The sequence below is a fragment of the Corynebacterium pelargi genome, assembly GCF_014635485.1.
In the GTDB taxonomy this organism is placed as follows: Bacteria; Actinomycetota; Actinomycetes; order Mycobacteriales; family Mycobacteriaceae; genus Corynebacterium; species Corynebacterium pelargi.
In genome coordinates this window covers 169,424-187,780 of record NZ_BMCX01000003.1, presented here as the reverse complement: position 1 = coordinate 187,780, position 18,357 = coordinate 169,424, and the positions used below count along the sequence as shown (strand labels likewise).

At 57.5% G+C, this 18,357-nt stretch carries 14 protein-coding genes; 10 read left to right on the top strand and 4 right to left on the bottom strand.

Annotated features, from left to right (window positions below):
• Positions 1–60: 60 nt before the first annotated feature.
• The 6 genes from IEU99_RS07290 (at position 61) to IEU99_RS07265 (ending at position 7,089) form a co-directional block, all read left to right on the top strand.
• A complete protein-coding gene (locus tag IEU99_RS07290) occupies positions 61–1,710 on the top strand; it encodes a sodium:solute symporter family protein (protein WP_128890054.1) in 1,650 nt (549 codons plus the stop codon).
• Positions 1,711–1,723: 13 nt separating this feature from the next.
• A complete protein-coding gene (locus tag IEU99_RS07285) occupies positions 1,724–2,002 on the top strand; it encodes a hypothetical protein (protein ID WP_128890053.1) in 279 nt (92 codons plus the stop codon).
• Positions 2,002–3,111, top strand: coding sequence for a galactose-1-phosphate uridylyltransferase (gene galT / locus IEU99_RS07280; RefSeq protein WP_128890052.1), 1,110 nt, complete (start codon positions 2,002–2,004; stop codon positions 3,109–3,111). The genes IEU99_RS07285 and galT overlap by 1 nt, the downstream gene beginning before the upstream one ends.
• A 2-nt stretch (positions 3,112–3,113) precedes the next feature.
• Positions 3,114–4,328 carry a galactokinase gene (gene galK / locus IEU99_RS07275; RefSeq protein ID WP_128890051.1) on the top strand — a complete coding sequence of 405 codons (1,215 nt, stop codon included), beginning with the start codon at positions 3,114–3,116 and terminating at the stop codon, positions 4,326–4,328.
• Between the two features lie 170 nt (positions 4,329–4,498).
• Positions 4,499–6,508, top strand: a complete 2,010-nt coding sequence (locus IEU99_RS07270; protein ID WP_128890050.1) for a DEAD/DEAH box helicase — start codon at positions 4,499–4,501, stop codon at positions 6,506–6,508.
• A gap of 125 nt (positions 6,509–6,633) precedes the next feature.
• Positions 6,634–7,089, top strand: a complete 456-nt coding sequence (locus tag IEU99_RS07265) for a hypothetical protein (protein WP_128890049.1) — start codon at positions 6,634–6,636, stop codon at positions 7,087–7,089.
• 61 nt (positions 7,090–7,150) lie between these two features.
• Here IEU99_RS07265 and IEU99_RS07260 read toward each other — a convergent pair whose 3' ends face one another.
• The 3 genes from IEU99_RS07260 to putP are packed head-to-tail and all read right to left on the bottom strand — an operon-like array spanning position 7,151 to position 9,913.
• On the bottom strand, positions 7,151–7,618 hold the full coding sequence (locus IEU99_RS07260) for a DUF2269 domain-containing protein (RefSeq protein ID WP_128890048.1): 468 nt from the start codon (positions 7,616–7,618) through the stop codon (positions 7,151–7,153).
• Positions 7,619–7,677: 59 nt separating this feature from the next.
• Positions 7,678–8,286, bottom strand: a complete 609-nt coding sequence (locus IEU99_RS07255) for an HNH endonuclease family protein (RefSeq protein WP_229718423.1) — start codon at positions 8,284–8,286, stop codon at positions 7,678–7,680.
• Positions 8,287–8,335: 49 nt separating this feature from the next.
• A complete protein-coding gene (gene putP, locus IEU99_RS07250; protein WP_128890046.1) occupies positions 8,336–9,913 on the bottom strand; it encodes a sodium/proline symporter PutP in 1,578 nt (525 codons plus the stop codon).
• Between the two features lie 160 nt (positions 9,914–10,073).
• On the opposite strand from putP, the gene IEU99_RS07245 reads away from it, so the two are divergent.
• From IEU99_RS07245 to IEU99_RS07230, 4 genes are read left to right on the top strand one after another with little or no spacing between them, the layout of a single operon-like run.
• The gene (locus tag IEU99_RS07245) at positions 10,074–13,163 is read left to right on the top strand and encodes a DEAD/DEAH box helicase (protein ID WP_128890045.1); all 3,090 of its coding nucleotides are present in this window, start codon (positions 10,074–10,076) and stop codon (positions 13,161–13,163) included.
• Positions 13,164–13,952 carry an SWIM zinc finger family protein gene (locus IEU99_RS07240; protein ID WP_128890044.1) on the top strand — a complete coding sequence of 263 codons (789 nt, stop codon included), beginning with the start codon at positions 13,164–13,166 and terminating at the stop codon, positions 13,950–13,952.
• Between the two features lie 37 nt (positions 13,953–13,989).
• A complete protein-coding gene (locus IEU99_RS07235; protein ID WP_128890043.1) occupies positions 13,990–15,126 on the top strand; it encodes a metallophosphoesterase family protein in 1,137 nt (378 codons plus the stop codon).
• On the top strand, positions 15,123–17,720 hold the full coding sequence (locus IEU99_RS07230) for an AAA family ATPase (protein WP_128890042.1): 2,598 nt from the start codon (positions 15,123–15,125) through the stop codon (positions 17,718–17,720). Before IEU99_RS07235 ends, IEU99_RS07230 begins: the two co-directional genes overlap by 4 nt.
• On the opposite strand, the gene IEU99_RS07225 is transcribed toward IEU99_RS07230, so the two are convergent.
• Positions 17,717–18,241 (bottom strand): YceI family protein, encoded by a 525-nt coding sequence (locus IEU99_RS07225; RefSeq protein WP_128890041.1) that lies wholly within the window; start codon positions 18,239–18,241, stop codon positions 17,717–17,719. The genes IEU99_RS07230 and IEU99_RS07225 overlap by 4 nt on opposite strands.
• Between the last annotated feature and the right edge of the window lie 116 nt (positions 18,242–18,357).

Sequence of the window (18,357 nt, the reverse complement as noted above, 5' to 3'; positions counted from 1 at the left end):
AGGAAATACGCACAACTGAATATCCCCCTCATTAACAGTTGAAAGTAAAGGTGACCAGGTATGGATACCGCACTGCGGCTCGACGCCAGTTGGGTCGACTATCTATTGGTCGCGTTGTACTTCGTGTTTGTGCTCGGCATTGGCTGGGCCGCGAAGGCACGTGTCTCTTCCTCTATCGACTTCTTCCTCTCCGGCCGCGGCCTTCCCGCGTGGGTGACGGGCTTGGCGTTTATCTCCGCCAACCTGGGCGCGGTGGAGATCATCGGCATGTCCGCCAATGGTGTGCAATATGGCTTCCAAACCATGCACTACTTCTGGATTGGTGCCGTGCCGGCCATGGTGTTCTTGGGCATTGTGATGATGCCCTTCTACTACGGCTCCAAAGTTCGTTCGGTGCCGGAATTCATGCTGCGACGCTTCGGTCCGGGCGCACACTTGGTCAATGCCATCTCCTTTGCCCTAGCCCAGTTGCTCATCGCAGGTGTGAACCTCTTCCTGCTGGCTAAGATCGTCAACGCACTCTTGGGCTGGCCGCTGTGGGTCACCTTGATCGTGGCCGCTGTGATCGTGCTGTCCTACATCACCTTGGGTGGCCTTTCGGCTGCAATTTACAACGAGGTGCTGCAGTTCTTTGTCATCATCGCAGCCCTGCTGCCGCTGACCCTGATCGGCTTGAACCGTGTTGGTGGTTGGTCTGGACTCAAAGAACAAGTAGCCGATTCCTCCCACTTCCACACCTGGCCCGGCATGCAGATCTCCGGATTTGATTCCCCGGTGCTCTCCATCATCGGCATTACCTTCGGCCTTGGCTTCGTGCTCTCCTTCGGTTACTGGACCACCAACTTCGTTGAGGTGCAGCGCGCCATGGCCTCCGAGTCGCTGTCTGCGGCTCGCAAGACCCCGATCATCGGTGCCTTCCCCAAGATGTTCATCCCCTTCTTGGTGGTGCTACCCGGCATGATCGCCTCCGTGCTCGTGGCTGAACTGATCGGCCCGAACCCCGAGGCCGCCCCCAACGACGCAGTGCTGCTGCTCATGCGTGACCTGCTGCCGAATGGTCTGCTTGGCGTGGCTATCGCTGGTCTGCTGGCCTCCTTCATGGCCGGTATGGCTGCTAACATCTCCGCCTTTAACACGGTGATGAGCTACGACATCTGGCAAACCTATGTGGTCAAGGATCGCGAAGACGATTACTACCTCAAGTTCGGCCGCCTGGCCACCGTCTGCGCCACCGTGATCGCCGTGTTCACCGCGCTGTTGGCCAAGAACTTCGGCAACGTGATGGACTACCTGCAAACACTCTTCGGCTTCTTCAACGCCCCGCTGTTTGCCACCTTCATTCTGGGTATGTTCTGGAAGCGCATGACACCTACCGCAGGTTGGGTCGGCCTCGTCTCCGGTACCCTCGCCGCCATCGGTTTCTGGGTGCTCTCACTTGGCGAAAACCCCGTGGTCAACCTTCCTGGTCAAGGTACTGCCTTCGTGGCGGCCTCGATCGCTTTCGCTACCGACATCATCATCTCCATCGTGGTATCCATGGCAACGAAGCCAAAGCCCGATAGTGAGCTCGTCGGCTTTGTCCGTTCGGTTACTCCCAAGGAATCGCTTGTCGACGCAAACGAAGCCGCCCTTCCTTGGTACCGCCGTACCGTCCCCCTTGGCGTGCTGTGCATGGTGCTCGTCATCGCTTTGAACGTCATCTTCGCCTAAAAGGAGCGTAATCATGGCAAACAACAAAAAGCATGCTGCGGGTGCCTTCGATATCCGCAACTTCATTGGACTGCTCATCGGGATCTACGGCATCGTCCTCGTGATCTGCAGCTTTGTGCTCGACCCCGGCACGAATCCCGACACCGGAGCGCTGAAAAATAGCGCCGATAACCTCTACGCTGGCGTCGCCATGCTGCTCGTTGGCGCAGCGTTCATGCTGTGGGCAAAGATGAAGCCCATCGTGGTGGATGAATCCAAGATCGACGAGAGCGCACTTCCCGGAGGCCAGTAATGCATCAGGTCGCGATTACCAAAGCCAAGCTTGCCGACGGCCGCGAGATTATCTACTTCGACGATCGCGAACACAGCGACCGTGTGCTGGAGGATACCCGCGACCTGCCACACGCCAATACTTCCTCGGAGATTCGCCGTGATCCTTTGACCGGGGCGTGGGTTGCCTACGCCTCACACAGGATGAACCGCACCTTCATGCCACCGGCAAATGAGAACCCCCTGGCGCCAACCAAGCCGGGGGAGCTGCCCACGGAGATTCCATCGCCTTCTTATGACGTAGTGGTATTTGAAAACCGCTTCCCGTCATTTACTCAGCACATGGATACCAGCAACTGGGAACACTTTGTTGATGGCGATGAGCTTTTCCCCAAAGAACCAGCGCTAGCGCGCTGCGAGGTGGTGTGCTTTACCGAGGATGTTCAACAATCCTTCAAAGACCTCAGCGTGGAGCGAATCCGCACCGTGATCGAGGCCTGGGCACACCGAACCGCCGAACTGTCCAAGATTCCTGGCGTGCAGCAGGTGTTCCCCTTTGAAAACCGCGGTGAGGAAATCGGCGTTACCCTGCAGCATCCTCATGGGCAGATCTACTCCTACCCATTTTTAAGCCCACGGTTGCAACAGGTAGTCGAGCAGGCCAAACACCATGCCCTCAACCGCGGCGATAACCTCTTCGACGCGATTGTCCAAGCCGAAAAGGCAGCCGGCACCCGCGTGATTGAGGAAGGCGAACACTTCCTTACCTTCGTTCCCGCCGCCGCGAAGTGGCCGGTAGAAGTCATGGTGATGCCTAAACGCCACGTGGCTGATTTCAGCGAGCTTGAGGCAGAAGAACGCGAAGAGCTCGCCGGACTGCTCAAGCGGCTCTACACCGTCTTTGACCAGTTCTTTGAAGGCGTAGACAAAACCCCCTATATCGCCGGATGGACCCAGGCTCCCGTGGATCCCGAGCTTCGCACCTATGGACGCCTGCACCTGCAGATGTTCTCTCTCATGCGCAGCCCGAACCGCATGAAGTTCCTGGCCGGTTCGGAATCATCCCAGGGGGTATGGATCAATGACACCACCCCAGAAACCATTGCCAAGAAATTCAAGGAGGTTTGGTGATCATGGCACGTTGGATGAGCGCTCGTGACGACGCCGAGCTCGCGCAGGCTGCCAGCAGGCTGTTTCAGGCTCACTTCTCCCAAGAACCAGAAGGGGTGTGGGCAGCACCGGGGCGTGTCAACGTGATCGGCGATCACGTTGATTACGCAGGAGGCATCTCCATCCCCTTCGCGCTGCAAGCCAATACCGCCATCGCGATTCGACGTTCCGGCCAACCCACCTACCGCGTAGTCTCACTGGCCCCTGGCCAAAGTGAAGCCGCCAAAGTTGAAATCCCCATCAACGAGGTAGGCCCCGGCAACCCAGATAACTGGGCAGGCTACGTCGTTGGCGCCATTTGGGCAGCCATCGAGGCAGGAGTGATTCCCTGCGCCGAGGGCTTGGATATGGCCATCGTTTCTGATGTGCCGGTGGGCTCTGGGCTATCCAGCTCAGCGGCCCTGGAATGCTCTGCAGCCCTAGGTGCGCTCGAATTGGCCACCGGCCGCAGCGCCACGCAACCCGAACGCACCGCGCTCGTGGATGCCTGCATCCGCGCCGAAAACGAAGTGGTCGGTGCTTCTACCGGCGGCTTGGATCAGCGTGCCTCGCTGTTCGGCCAAGAAGGAAAAGCACTGGTGATTGACTTCCAAGAAGGCGAAACCACCCTTGTGCCTTTCGATCTCTCCGGCCATGGCCTGGTGCTGCTGATCGCCGATACCAACGCCCCACACGCGCTCAACGACGGCCAATACGCCTCTAGGCGCGGCGTGATCGACGATGTTACCGCTGCCATGGGTGCGAACACCCTGCGTGAGGTGGACAATGCCGTGGTCCGTGCCGCGGCGTGGGCCGAGGAAGAAGGCCGCGATGCCGAGGTGACCTGCAAGCGCGTCAAGCACGTTGTAGAGGAAACCGATCGCACCGCTGAGGCCGCCAAAGCCCTAGAGGCAGATGATCTCACCCGCTTTGCACAGCTCATGCGCGATTCCCACGAATCACTGCGGGATCAATACGAAGTCGTCACCCCCGAATTGGAATCCGTATTCCAAGCAGTGGGGCAACGCGGCTCGCGCATGACCGGCGGTGGCTTCGGTGGCAGTGTGATCACCCTTGTGGCCGAAGACGAGGTGCCGGCAGTAGCTGAACGCATTGTCCAGGCCGCCTTAGACAAGGACTTCCCGGAACCCACCTTCATGGTGGCTACGCCTGGAAACGGTGCGCGCCGCATCGCTTAAAATGCCGGGATCTCCAGCAGCGCCACAGTGGCCAGCAAGCACGGTTGCCACTGCGGCGCTGTTTTGGCGCTGAAGCCTGTTTGCTATGGCCTTCGTCTCATACTTGGGGCTCAGAGGGTTGTGTCTCCTTTTCGGCAATCCTGCGAACAATAGCGTAGCGTTGATGAGCAATGAGCATTACCGATAACGCCACCGGCGGCGAGAACGTGCCGGAAGAGAATTTTGTGTCGGAATCTCAGGATCAATCGCAAGGAAACGCCATCCAAGATGTTGATGGCGACAAGGGCGCGAATACTTCTGAGAACAACGACTCCGCTGCAGCGGACAATGAGAAAGCCGCTGAAGCGGAACGTGAGCAAGAGGGTAAAAAAGAAGCCGGGTTTGAAAACCTGGGCTTGCCAAAGGCCGTATTAAAGGCCGTGCAAAAGGTTGGCTTTGAGGTTCCCTCAGCCATCCAGGCGCAGACCATCCCGTTGCTGATGGAAGGCAACGACGTCATGGGTCTGGCCCAAACGGGTACAGGTAAAACTGCCGCATTTGCCTTGCCAATTCTTTCGCGTATCGACGCAAAGAAGCGCCACCCACAGGCACTGGTGCTGGCACCAACCCGCGAATTGGCACTCCAAGTGGCCGATTCATTCCAAAGCTTTGCCGATCACCTGGGCGATATCCACGTCCTGCCCATCTACGGTGGCCAGGCCTACGGCATTCAGCTTTCTGGTCTTCGCCGCGGCGCGCAGATCATCGTGGGTACTCCCGGTCGTGTGATCGACCACCTGGAAAAGGGCTCACTGGATATCTCCGAGCTGAAGTACCTCGTCTTGGATGAGGCAGACGAGATGCTCAACATGGGCTTCCAAGAAGACGTGGAGCGCATCCTCGCCGATACTCCAGAAGAAAAGCAGGTGGCCCTGTTTTCTGCCACCATGCCCAACGGTATTCGCCGTTTGAGCAAGCAGTACATGAACGACCCGCGTGAAATTCAGGTCAAGAGCGAGACTCGCACCAACACCAACATCACGCAGCGCTACCTTTCTGTGGCGCACCGCAACAAACTCGATGCTTTGACCCGCATCCTCGAAGTGACCGAGTTTGAAGCCATGATCATGTTCGTGCGCACCAAGCACGAGACTGAAGAGCTCGCAGAAAAGCTCCGTGCCCGCGGATTCTCCGCTGCCGCCATCAATGGCGATATTGCACAGGCGCAGCGTGAGCGCACCGTGGACCAGCTCAAAGACGGCCGCCTCGACATCCTCGTGGCCACCGACGTTGCTGCTCGTGGTTTGGACGTTGAACGCATCACCCACGTCTTTAACTACGACATCCCCAACGACACCGAAAGCTATGTGCACCGCATTGGTCGCACGGGACGCGCTGGCCGCTCCGGCGAGGCAATCCTGTTTGTTACCCCGCGTGAACGCCGCATGCTGCGCTCGATTGAGCGCGCCACCAATGCGCCTTTGACCGAGATGGATCTGCCCACCGTCGATGAGGTGAATGATTCGCGTAAGGCGAAGTTCGCCGATTCGATCACCGAGTCGCTCGAAGACGATCAGGTGGCAGTATTCCGCGGTCTGATCAAGCAATACGCCGAAGAACACGATGTTCCTTTGGAAGACATTGCCGCAGCACTGGCCACCCAGGCTCGTGCAGGTGATGAGTTCTTGATGAAGGAGGCTCCGCCGGAGCGTCGCCGTGATCGCCGCGATCGTGACTTTGATCGCCGTGACCGTGGGGATCGTCGTGGCCGCGACTTCGACCGTGGTGAGCGCCGTGATCGTGGCGACCGTGGCAGCCGTTTTGAGCGCAGCCAGGATATGCAGCTCTATCGCCTCGCCGTGGGTAAGCGCCAACATGTGCGCCCCGGTTCCATCGTTGGCGCCCTGGCCAACGAGGGCGGCTTGAGCAACAAGGACTTCGGTCGAATCAGCATCTTTGCAGACCACACCCTGGTGGAACTGCCGAAGAACATGTCGCGCGATGTGCTTGACAACCTGCGTGATACCAGGATCTCTGGCCAGTTGATCAACATCGAGCGCGATAATGGTCGCCCTCCGCGCGATAACCGCGGTGGCTTCAGGGGCGAGCGTGATGATCGTCGTGGTGGACGCGGTGGCTTCCGCGGTAACCGTGGTGATCGCGATGACCGCCGTGGCGGTCGTGGCCGCTGGCGCGACTAGCACCACATGTGGCTTTAAACCCCCAATCCAGTTTCTCAAAACGCAGGGTTGGGGGTTAGGCATTTGTGTGCAGCGCATCTAGCATCGAAGGCGGATGGCATAAACGTGAGTACAAAGGAGGCACCGTGCGTCGCACCAACCTCGGCATGGCTGGCCTAGCCGTCTTTACGGTGATGTTTTCAATTTTCACCATCTGGTTAATCGCGCACGACCCTTTAAAAGATGCGCTCAAAGAGCACTCCAAGGGCCAAGAGTATCCGCGAGTAGCGCGCTTTAGCGTCGCCGAGGGCTATGGCGACGAGTGGACCACGGTGGCGGTGATCTGCCCCTATGATCAGCGCTCTTTGGCAGAAGATGCCATCGGCATCGAAGGCCTCGACACACCTGAGTATGGCCCCGATGAGGGCGAAAATATCGTGGTGATGATGGATGAGGACGGTCGCTTTGAATCTAAGACCTATGAACGAAGCGACGTGGACTGGTGCCGCGGCTACCAAAACGCACACCTGAAGGCTGTGAGCGAGTTGGAGTTTCGCCGAGAGAATAAGAAGTCACCCTGGGTGCTCATCGGATCTTCTTAAAGGAGCCAACAAAAAACCGGCCAAGCGAGTAACGCTGGCCGGTGTTTTTGTATCTGCTGGGTTAGAGCATCATCAAGATGAACACGATTACCCAGAGTGCGCTGAAGATACCGCCGTACATGGCAACCTGGCTTTTCGCCTTCTGCCAGTTGTTGACGCTGTAGGTCTTTTCTGCCTGCTCATCGGCAGGAAGAGCGCCCAAAGCGCCAGCCATATTGGTTTGGCGCGGCAGGATGAGGAAGAACAGTACTGCCCAAGCGATCAAGGAAAGCAAAATCGAGGCGTGGAAACGACCCTCAGACCAGTAATCGCCGGTGAACATCAGGGCAATACCAATCATGGGGACAAACAGCGAGAGGATGCCGTAGACGCTGGTAATGCGGTGCAGGGTCTTCACCGAGCCCTTGGCGTGCTCATCACCGCGGGAAGCAGCAAGGGCACGAGGGCCAAACATGGATACAGCCACGGTTACAGGACCGAGGAACAACACGGCAGCAAGCACGTGCAAGATGACGAGGAGAGAGCTCAAAGCACTACAACCTTTCTAATTTTCGCGTGTTTGACATAAAAGATGTCAGCTTATGCACCCTAACGCAGAAGACACTGTCTTTGCATCACCGCCACATCTTGGCGGGGGAGAGCAAGCTGATAACGCGCTGCCACCAAAGCGAGCCGATTGACATACCAACACCGTGCGCTTCGCTTCGGCGGCAACCATGCCGACGGCAAGGCATCTGATTTCTCCTGATTTGCCTTTCTGCTGGCAATGACCAAATTGAGTGGATCATTGGCAAAGTTCTCCCGCTGCTGCTGTGACCAGCTCGCAGCACCCAAATCCCATGCCGCTGCTAGAGGAAATACGTGATCTAATTCGATCGGCTCTGCGTCCTCCAAGCCAACGCCAATGCGTATGCCTGAATATGGATCATCGCCCCAACCGCTGTGCAGCGTGCACGATGGGCCTCGTTGGACGTCGAAAAGCTGCTCGGCTAAAAGCCGCTGGCGAGTGTCACATGAGGCCTGCGGTGCCCTGGCCCAACCGTGGCCGAACTTTTCGCGCTCATAACCTTGGATCTTGCTGCGCGAAGCCACCAAAGGGATGTGGTGAATGGCCGGATCGAGCCGCTCGAAAGGAGGCAGACTCAGGGCCGTGACAACAGCCGTGGCTACAAGGAGGAAGAAAAAGACGCGTTTCACATCAATATTTGACGTAAAACGCGCCCGTGGGGTTCCCGGCCTTAGCGCATTAGAGCTTGCCTGCCTGCTGGAGGTTGTTGGCCTGGGCGATATCCATATCGGGATGGGCGGCCGAAACCTTGGATAGGCGAACCGCATCGTCGAATTCTTGGAGTACCTTCTGATCCGGCTGCTTTGTTAGCAGCGAGACCACGACGGTGACCACCAGGCCGCTGATAAAGCCCGGCACCATCTCATACAAGGAGCTGCTGAGGCTCGACATGCCCCAGGCGAAGGAGACGATCGCGCCGGTGCTCATACCGGCGATGGCGCCAATGGTGCTCAGGCGACGCCAGTACAGCATCAACAGCACCAGCGGGCCGAAGGCCGATCCGAACCCTGCCCAGGCAAAGCCCACGAGCTCCAGGATCGAGGCGGAGGGGTTAATCGCCAGCACCCCAGCGACGATGGCAACGGCCACCACAGCAGAACGGGACAGGTAAATCATCAACCGCTGGGAGGGCTCATTCTTGCGGAAGATCTTAAACAGATCCTCGATCAGCGAGGTGGATGTAACCAGAAGCTGCGAAGAGATCGTGGACATAATCGCCGCGAGCACGGCGGTGAGGATCAGGCCGGCGATCAAGGGATGGAAAAGCACACGGCCCATATCCAAGAAGATGGTCTCGAACGCATTGCGATCCACCACGGCAACATCGGGGTTCTGACCAAAGTAGGCGGTGCCGATAATCGCCACAAAGGTGGCGCCCACGATAGAAAGCAGCATCCACGTCATACCGATATAGCGACCCTGGCGCGCATCGCTGGGTGAGCGCAGCGCCATGAAGCGAACGATGATGTGGGGCTGGCCGAAATAGCCAAGGCCCCATGCCAGGTTGCCGATGATGGCAGCAGCCGATACGCCACTGAACATGGAGAAGTAATCAGGGTTGCCAATGCCGCTGGTATAAGGGCCGTAATCATGGGAGGTGGCCCAGGTCCAGATGCTTGAGGGATCATCCAGGCTCAGCAATGCCATCACCGGCACAATGACCAGCGATAGGAACATGATGGTGCCCTGCACCGCGTCGGTGTAGCTCACCGCAAGGAAACCACCAATGAAGGTATAGGCAACGGTAATGCCGGCAACGATCAGCATGCCGTCGAGGTAGCCGGAACCGAAGGTGGACTCGAAATAGCGTCCGCCAGAGACCATGCCGGAGGAGACGTAGAAGGTGAAGAACACGATGATGATCAGTGAGCTCACCACGCGCAGCACACGGGATTTATCCGCCAGGCGGTTTTCAAAGAAGGAAGGCAACGTAATGGAATCTCCGGCGACCTCCGAATAGGAACGAAGCCGCGGTGCCACCCAGCGCCAGTTTGCCCAGCAGCCAATGAGTAGACCAATGGCAATCCATAGTTCCGACATGCCTGAGACGAAGAGCGCGCCGGGCAGGCCCATCAGCAGCCAGCCGGACATATCCGATGCGCCCGCAGATAGCGCGGCCACGAAGGGGTTCAAGCCGCGGCCTGCCAGAACATAATCGTCATATTCATCGGTGTTTTGGAAACTCCAATAACCGATGGCGAGCATCACGCCCATGTAGATGATGATGGCGATGATAAACCACGTGGTATCCGTCATCGCGCCTCCTTGGTATGAGATAGACAGAGGGTGCGTTCCAAGGTTTCCATGTAGGCAGTGATCGGTGCAATTAGTGGGGGAGGCGCACAAACACCAAGGTAGAACGCCTGTTCTATTGCTGCTTGGGTGGAATCGGTACCCAACTGGTAGAACTGATCCTATGCCTGAGTATCTGTTGCACGGACTGTGGTCGAATGACGTCGGCCTCATGCTGTGGATCGAACAGGTCGAAGGCCATAAAATTCTCAGCGCCGATGCCGTGCCAGAGGATGCCTTTCCGCCGTCTGTCTATGCCTTAATCAAAGGAAGGCGCGCGCACCTTCACCCCGTGACGTTGATGACGCCCAAGGGCAGAAGTGTAAATATTGCCAAGTTGCCCACCGTGGCTTTTACCCCCGAGCAAACAGTCAAGGCACTTGCCACTATTGCCGGCTTGCGCTCTACCGCATCCAGCGAGGAGGAACGCGCCACCATCGCACCCGATCTGTGGTGGATGGTGCGATGCTTTGAAGGCCTCGAACAATTTGTGCGAGCCGGGCGCCTGAGCATCAAATTAGCCTTTAGAGAAAAGCGCTGGTGGCCTCAATGGACCTTGGCTACCGGTTTGAATGAGCGGGGTTGGATCGCGCAGATGACCGCCGCGGCCCCTGGGGTGCTGGTGCGCAACGCCGGGAGCACGGTGGCCGAAGATATGGCCGATATCCTGCCCCATTGGATCGCACACGCGCTGCTCAAAGATCTAGACAAGCGCCCACGCCCGCACGAGTGGCACGCCTTTAGCCGCGCACTCCTGCGCTCCGAGTCCCTCCACCGTGCGAACCCCCAATTACTCCATGCCATTGGTGATTGGCGCAATTCCGTGCTCAATTCCAAGCTGGAATTGGTGGTGCTGATTGAAGAGCCGGAAGAAGAAGCCCAGGAATCCAGCGATCTTGGTTTGGCGCTGTGGCCGATCAAAATTATGGTGCGTTCTGGAGTTGATAGCCCGCAACCATTGCTGCTTCGAGAACACGACCGCGAAGTTGTGGCCTTTTTGCGCGAGCAGTACCAAAAGATGCTCAAACTCAGCCCCGTATTGGACTACCGCCGAGAGCTGCCGGCGGGCACGCACATGGTGTATAGCCAAAGCACTGTCGGGGATTGGGATTCGGCGATCACCACCGATGAATTGGCACGCTTTGTGCAACACGACGTAGAAAAGCTCTCACGCGCCGGCATTACGGTGCTGCTGCCAAAGGCGTGGACTGCCCGCAAGGAACAAGCCAAAGCCAGTGTGCGTGTTGCCGGCGGGCCGCTGATTTCTAAATTCGGCTTTGAGCAGATCGTTTCTTATGACTGGAAAGTATCGGTAGGCGATACCGAGCTCGACGAGGCACAGATGCGTGAACTGGTGCGCTCCAAGTCTGGCCTCTTGCGTATCGACGGCCAGTGGGTGGTTGCCGATACCGCCCAGGTGGCGCGCATCCAGCAGTACATCACCGATTTGCAAGAAAACTCCAAGCGGATGCTGCGCAGGCGTGCTGATGAAGCACGGATGAAAGCCGAGCTGGCCAAGCTGCACCAGGATCCCGATTGGGAGGAATTGGCAGCAGAGGCTGCAGAGCTTGAAGAGCTAGCCCAAAATCCCAACGCCGGACTTGAAGCATCAGATATCCAAGAACTGCGCAAAATCGCCATGCAGCAGCAGGATCAACTGGTGGAGTTCCGAGGGGACCCCTGGTATCAGGAACTGCTAGGCGTTGTCGATGGTGAGAAAGCACCGGCCCCACAGCGCGTCGCGCTGCCCGATACCGTGCATGCCACACTGCGCGAATATCAACGCCGTGGCGTGGATTGGCTGTATTGGATGGCAAGCAACCGCATTGGTGCGGTGCTCGCTGATGATATGGGGCTTGGTAAAACGCTGCAATTACTCAGCCTGGAGGCCATTGAAATTGCGCAGTCCAAGGATGTAGCGGGTACGCGCAAACCAACGCTGGTGGTAGCACCTACCTCGGTGGTGGGCAACTGGGCCAAGGAGGCGCATCGCTTTGTCCCCAGCATAAAGGTACTGGTACTGCACGGTTCCAGCCGACCTAGGGCAGATGCGCTCTTTAAAGCAGTAGAGCAAGCTGATGTGGTGATTACCAGCTATGGGGTGTTGCAGCGCGAGGCCACCGACTTAGCCAAGGTGCGCTGGGGCAGAGTGGTGCTCGACGAGGCACAGGCAATTAAAAACGCCAGCACCAAAGCCTCACGCTCAGCGCGCGCGTTGCCGGCGGACCACCGCATCGCGCTGACGGGCACGCCCATTGAGAATAAATTGGCGGAGCTTCATTCCATCCTCGATTTTGCAAACCCCGGTGTGCTCGGAAGCGCCTCCTTTTTCCGCAACCACTTTGCAAGGGCCATCGAGCGCTATAACGACGATGAGACAGCCGAGCGGCTTCGCGGTTTAAGCGCTCCCTTTATTTTGCGGCGCCTCAAATCCGATCCCAGCATCATCGATGATCTACCTGAGAAGCACGAAGAAGTCATCACGGTGCGCCTCAGCGCAGAACAGGCCGCGCTCTACGAGGCCTTCGTGCATGGGGTAGAAGGCCAACTTTCCGGCGGCTCTTCCATCGAAGACCGCGGCAAAGTGCTAGCGGCGATTACCAAAATCAAGCAGATCTGCAATCACCCTGCCCACTTCCTGGGCGATCACTCCGCCATTACCTACCGGGGGCGGCACCGCTCCGGCAAGGTGGAAAAACTCATGGAGATCCTCTCCGAGGCACGCATGGCTGAGGAAAAGGCGCTGATCTTTACCCAGTACACCACCTTTGGCGAGATGCTCGTGCCCTACTTAGAGGAGTTCTATGGAGAGACGATCCCCTTTTTGCACGGGGGAGTGTCGAAAGCGGGTCGCGACCGGATGGTTGAGCAGTTCCAATCGCCCGATGGCCCGCCGGTGATGATTCTTTCGCTACGAGCCGGAGGCACCGGCTTAAACCTCACCGCAGCTAATGTGGTGGTGCACATGGACCGCTGGTGGAACCCGGCAGTGGAAAACCAAGCCACCGACCGCGCCTATCGCATTGGACAAGGCCGCAATGTGCGCGTGCACAAGTTGCTTGCCCAAGGCACACTCGAAGAAGCCATTAATGATGTGATTATTGGCAAGATCCACCTGGCAAACGCGGTCGTTGGCGCCGGGGAAGGCTGGCTTACAGAGCTCGAACCCGAGCAGCTTATTGAGCTCATGCGCTTTCGAGGCAGGGAGGAATAGATGGTCAGGGCGAGAAAAGACAACGTCATCTACGCCAACTTTGGCGCACGTTCCCAGCAGCCTGCCCAAGAACCATTGGTGCAATCCCACCTCGCCGGTGCCGGAGGCATGCTGCAGCAATTCATCCTTGCGTTGGCCGATCACGGTCGCATCCAGCGCGGCCAGGAATATGCTCGCCAGAACAAGGTGATGAACCTGCAGCTTCGCGACGGTCAGATCCTCGCCGAGGTTTCTGGTTCTCAACTTGAGCCTTTCGACGTCGCGCTGATCCTTCCCTACCGCAGCACCGATGAAATCGCCCAGATTTCTCAGCTTCTGGTGCAAGAGCGCGGAGGCATCAAGCGGGCGCGCGAAGGGGATTTAAGCCCGCAAGTGCTGGCACTGCTGCTTGCAGAACACGCAGATGACCTTCGCTTGCGCTGTAGCTGCCCTGATCCGAACTACACCTGTAAGCACGTGATCGCGGTGGCCATTGAGGCCGCGCAGCGGCTGCAAAAATACCCCACCGAGGTATTTGAGCTGCGTGGACTCAACATCGTGGCGTTGGAACAGGCGGTGCTGAGCCAAGCCAAGCAACATAGCGAGCAGCAATCCCAGGGATCTTCCGAGGCGTTTTGGCAAGGTGGCGAGCTGCCAGATTTGCCCGATCCGGAGCCGGCCTCTGCCTTAGAAGATTCAGACCTGCAATTGCTCTACAAGGCCATGCGATTAGTGTCGTATTCCTCGGTGGAAGAACTCCGCGCAGTAGCAGATCTCGAAGAAATGTTCGATCATCTGATGGGAAGATAGCCCCGCGATCGGAGGTTGTTTGCTACCTGTTAAAGGTATGAAAACAACATTCCTTCATACCTCCGATTTCCAGATAGGCATGAGCCGCTGGCGCTTAGGTGAAGAAGCAAGCCCTCGCTTTGCTTTAGACCGCATTCTGGCCATTAGGCGCGTGCATGAACTGGCAAAAGCCCAAGGCTGCGAATTTATCGTGGTCGCCGGGGACTTCTTCGACGCAAATTCCTTATCCCTGCAGACCATTAACCGGGTAAAAGCCGAATTAGAAAAGCTGAGCATGCCCGCGGTGTTCGTGGCAGGCAACCACGATCCACTCACGGCGGACTCAATGTATTCGCATATCGAAGCCATTGAGCATGTGATCGTTGCCCGGGATAACCAAGCGTTTGAGGTGCTACCCGGTGTAGAGATTGTCGCAGCACCATATATGGCGAAATCTTCCGATCGTGACCTCGTGGCTGAGGCGATTGAGCCCTTGGAGCCCACGGGCAATATCCGCATTGCCGTTGGCCACGGCCAGGCAGAAAGCCGCAGCAATGAGATCCGCCTCGACCAGATCTCCTTGGATCTTGTAGAGAAAAACATTGCTCAGGGCGTTATTGATTATCTGGCCTTAGGCGATACGCACTCCGCACAGCCAGTTGGGTCCAGTGGCAAAGTGTGGTTCTCCGGATCACCGGAGCCTACTGATTACCACGTCTTACACACCAACGGCGGCGAGAATAACTCCGGAAACGCCCTGGTGGTGGAGGTGGAAAAACACGGCGAACAAGAAGCCGAGGTATCAGTTGCCACCCACCGGGTGGGCACGTGGATCTTCCACGATATTCACCAAAACGTGAATTCTCTTGAAGATGCCGAGGCGTTTATCAACCAACTTGAGCAATACGAGGATAAGTACAACACCGCGATTCGCTATTCGCTCGAAGGGGTTGTAGACCTAAGCACTTCCCAGTGGTTAGAGGAACGCCTACACACGCTGGAAAATACCTTCGCCTGCCTCTATAGCCATGAACGCACCATGGATCTGATTGTCCAACCCCAAGAAGGCGAGATTGAGAATCTGGGGCTTTCGGGCTTTGCCCGCGAGGCCTTAAAAGAGCTCCAAGAGCGAGACGACGAAACAGCCCGCGACGCGGCCAAATTGCTGCTGCGCTTGGGAAGGAATGCATCATGATTTTTCATAAGATCCACATCCATAACGCAGCCAAAGTAGCTGAGTTCAAGCTCGAAGATATTCCCAACCAAGGCGTCGTGGTCATTGACGGTGAAAACGAGGCGGGCAAGTCAACGATCATCGAACTCATCCGCCACGCGCTTTTTACCAAAAGTACCTCTAAAGGCAAGGACATCGAGGCGTTTCGCCCGCTCGCCCGAGATGAAGGCCCAGAGATTAGCCTTGAGCTGACCATGGGGCAGCACCGGCTGTTGCTGCATAAGCGCTGGTTAAAAAAGCCTGTTGAAGAGCTCAAAGCCCTTGAAGGCCCGCTCAAGGGCCAGCAGTGGACGTCGACGGAAGCCGCCAATCGGCTCGAAGCCTTGGTCAAAGGCGAGGCCAATGATCCTGAGCTTTTCGAGGCATTGTTTGTGTCCCAGGAAAAACTGGATGCAGATATGAAGGCAGCCGGCATTCCTTCGCTGCAGGCGATGCTCAATCATGATGATGCTGATGCTTTTGATGAAGACACAGAGCTGTTGGCAAAGCTGGGCAAGCGCTACAGCGCCACCTTTACGGCAACAGGTCGCCCCAAAGCTGGCAGTTCACTGCAGACGGCGATCAAGGCCGTGGAGGAGGCCGAAGAATGGAATAGCACGGCGAGTGATCAGTTCAAGCAGATCGAAGCCAGGGTTGATTTGGTAGATAAGACCAAGCCCGAGATCCTCGCCTTAGAGCAGCGCTTGCCACAAGCAGAAAAAGAGCTTCAGGCAAAAGAGCAAGAGTATCGCTCGATGAAGCAAGCCCAGGACGAACTTGAAGCCTTGAAGCAGCGCCATGCGGACGCTTTAGCCTTATTGGAGGCGGCAAAACGGGAACTTGAGCAGCGTAAAGAGCTCAAGCAATCCCTGGAGCAGCACGAGCTGCAGTGTCAGGAGCTTGAAGAGGAGCGAAAGGGCAAAGCAGCACTCCAGCAACAAGAGCAGCGCAAGGTAGAAGAGGTCGCGGCTGCGCTCAAAGCCTGCCGTGAGCAGATCGCCCACTTGAGCAGCAGCATTGAGCAGCGCAGTGCCGCGTTGAGGCTCATTGAGCAAAACGAGGAATTACAACGCCTGCGTGAGCAGCGCGCCCAGCTTGAGAAGCTGGAGAAACAGCAGCTCAGCTTGGAGTCGGTTCCAAATGTGACACAAGCGATGGTGGATGCGGTGGCCGATGCTCAGGCTGCCCTGCGTAGTGCTCGAGCCGTCAACGAGAGCCAAAGTGCGCAACTGCGCCTGAATGCCCAGGCGCCTACGGACATTGCGCTCAACGGCCAAGAGCACACCGTGGATCAAGAGCAGCGCTTTGCCGTTACCGAAGCCATCGAGCTCGAAATTGGCGGTGTGGAGATTTCGGTGGAGCCGGGCGCGGGCAGCGAGGCGAGTGCGCAGGCTGTCAAGGAAGCAGAACGAGCCTTAGAGCAAGCGCTGCAAGATACTCCGGCAAAAGACGTTGAGCAGCTTCGAGAGCTGCGCACTAAGCGCGAGGATGCCGAAACAGCGTTGCACCAGGTGCGGCTTGAACGTGCCGGTATTTTAGGGCAGCGCGAAGAATCCGAGGTTAGCCAGCGACTGGCCGAACTTGAGCTTGCGTTGCAAGGCGTGGATATTCCGGAGCAGTGTGAGGATGACCGCGAAGCCTTAGGCGAAGAACTCCAAGCCCTTCAGGCAGAAGAGACAGGCCTTGTCGAGCGCCGCGAAGCGCTCAGCAGCAGGCCTGCCCAGCGTGCACTTGATGGCATTGAAGCCAAAGTCGAACACGCTCAAGCCTTGGTGCAAGGTCTAGCTAAGGATGTAGAAAAGGCAGAAAGCAAGCAGCCTACCGAGGAGCTTGAACAGCAACTTTCGCAGCGCGTGGCCACATGCGAAGAGCTGCAGGGCAGCCTTGAGCAAGCCGGGTTGCAGGTGGATGCTTTCGGTGGTGAAAAGCTTGCCTCGGAATTTGAGCAATCCAAGGCTGAAGTGCACAACATTCAGCAGGATATTGCGAAGAAGACGGCGCTGATTGAGGTCAATCAAAGCGAAATTGATGCTCAATCTGGTGTTGCGGAACAAGCGCAACAAGCCGAACGTGCATTGCAGGCCGCGCGCCAGCGCCTCGCAGTGGAGCAGCGTGATGCCGATGCGGTGAAGCTCTTATACGAGGTGCTGCAGCGCCACCGGAACGAGGCTCGTGAACGCTACGCGCGGCCACTAGGGCAAAAACTCAGCCAGCTTGCGCCCTATGTGTATGGCTCGGAGGTGGAGTTTGAGTTCGACCAAAACCTCAGCGTGACTGCCCGGAGCTCCCAGGATGGCCATCTTGCCCTCGAGCGCCTTTCGGTGGGAGCCAGGGAACAGCTCGCGGTGCTTATTCGCATCGCCTTGGCCATGATCGCCGGGGGAGAAGACACCAGCCTGGTGTTGGATGATCCCTTGGGTGCAAGCGATCCTGCCCGCATCGGCAGCATGAGCGCCCTTCTTGCGAAAATGGCCGAAAAGCAGCAGGTGATCATAATGACCTGCCAGCCGGAACGCTTTCAAAAGGTCCCTGGCCGGCAGGCCCATTCACTCGCGGAGCTTGCCCGCTACTACTAGTCCTGCTTGATGGCGGAGCCGTCGATCTCGATCTTGATTTCTTCGGACACCAGCATGCCGCCGGTGTTCAAAGGAGCGTTGAAGTCGATGCCGAAGTCCTTGCGGTTGATCTTGGTGGATGCTTCGAAGCCGAGACGGGTGTTGCCGAAGGGGTCTTCGGCAATGCCATTGATCTCCACATCGAAGGTAACGGGCTTGGAGTTGCCCTTGATCTCAAGGTTGCCGTGCACCTTGCCCTCTTCGCCGTTGAGTTCCACAGAGGTGGACTCGAAGGTGATGGTGGGGTGCTGCTCTACGGCGAAGAAGTCATCGCCACGAACGTGCTCGTCGCGATCGCTATTGCCGGTGTCGATGCTGGCTGCCTGCGCGGTGCCCTGCACTTTGGAGTTCTCGCCATCGAGGACGATGGTGGCTTCAACCTGGTTAAAGGTGCCGCGCACCTTGGTCACCATTGCGTGGCGAGCCACGAAGGCGACAGAGGAGTGGGAGGCATCGAGCTGGAAAGTGCCATTGATGTTCATGTTTTCATCCAATCGTTGTTGTTCTTGCACGCTTGTGCGGTACGGGCATCACAATACACGAAATTGGAGACATATCAACAAAAGGGGCGTTGGCTTGAACCTGCCAACAGACTTTG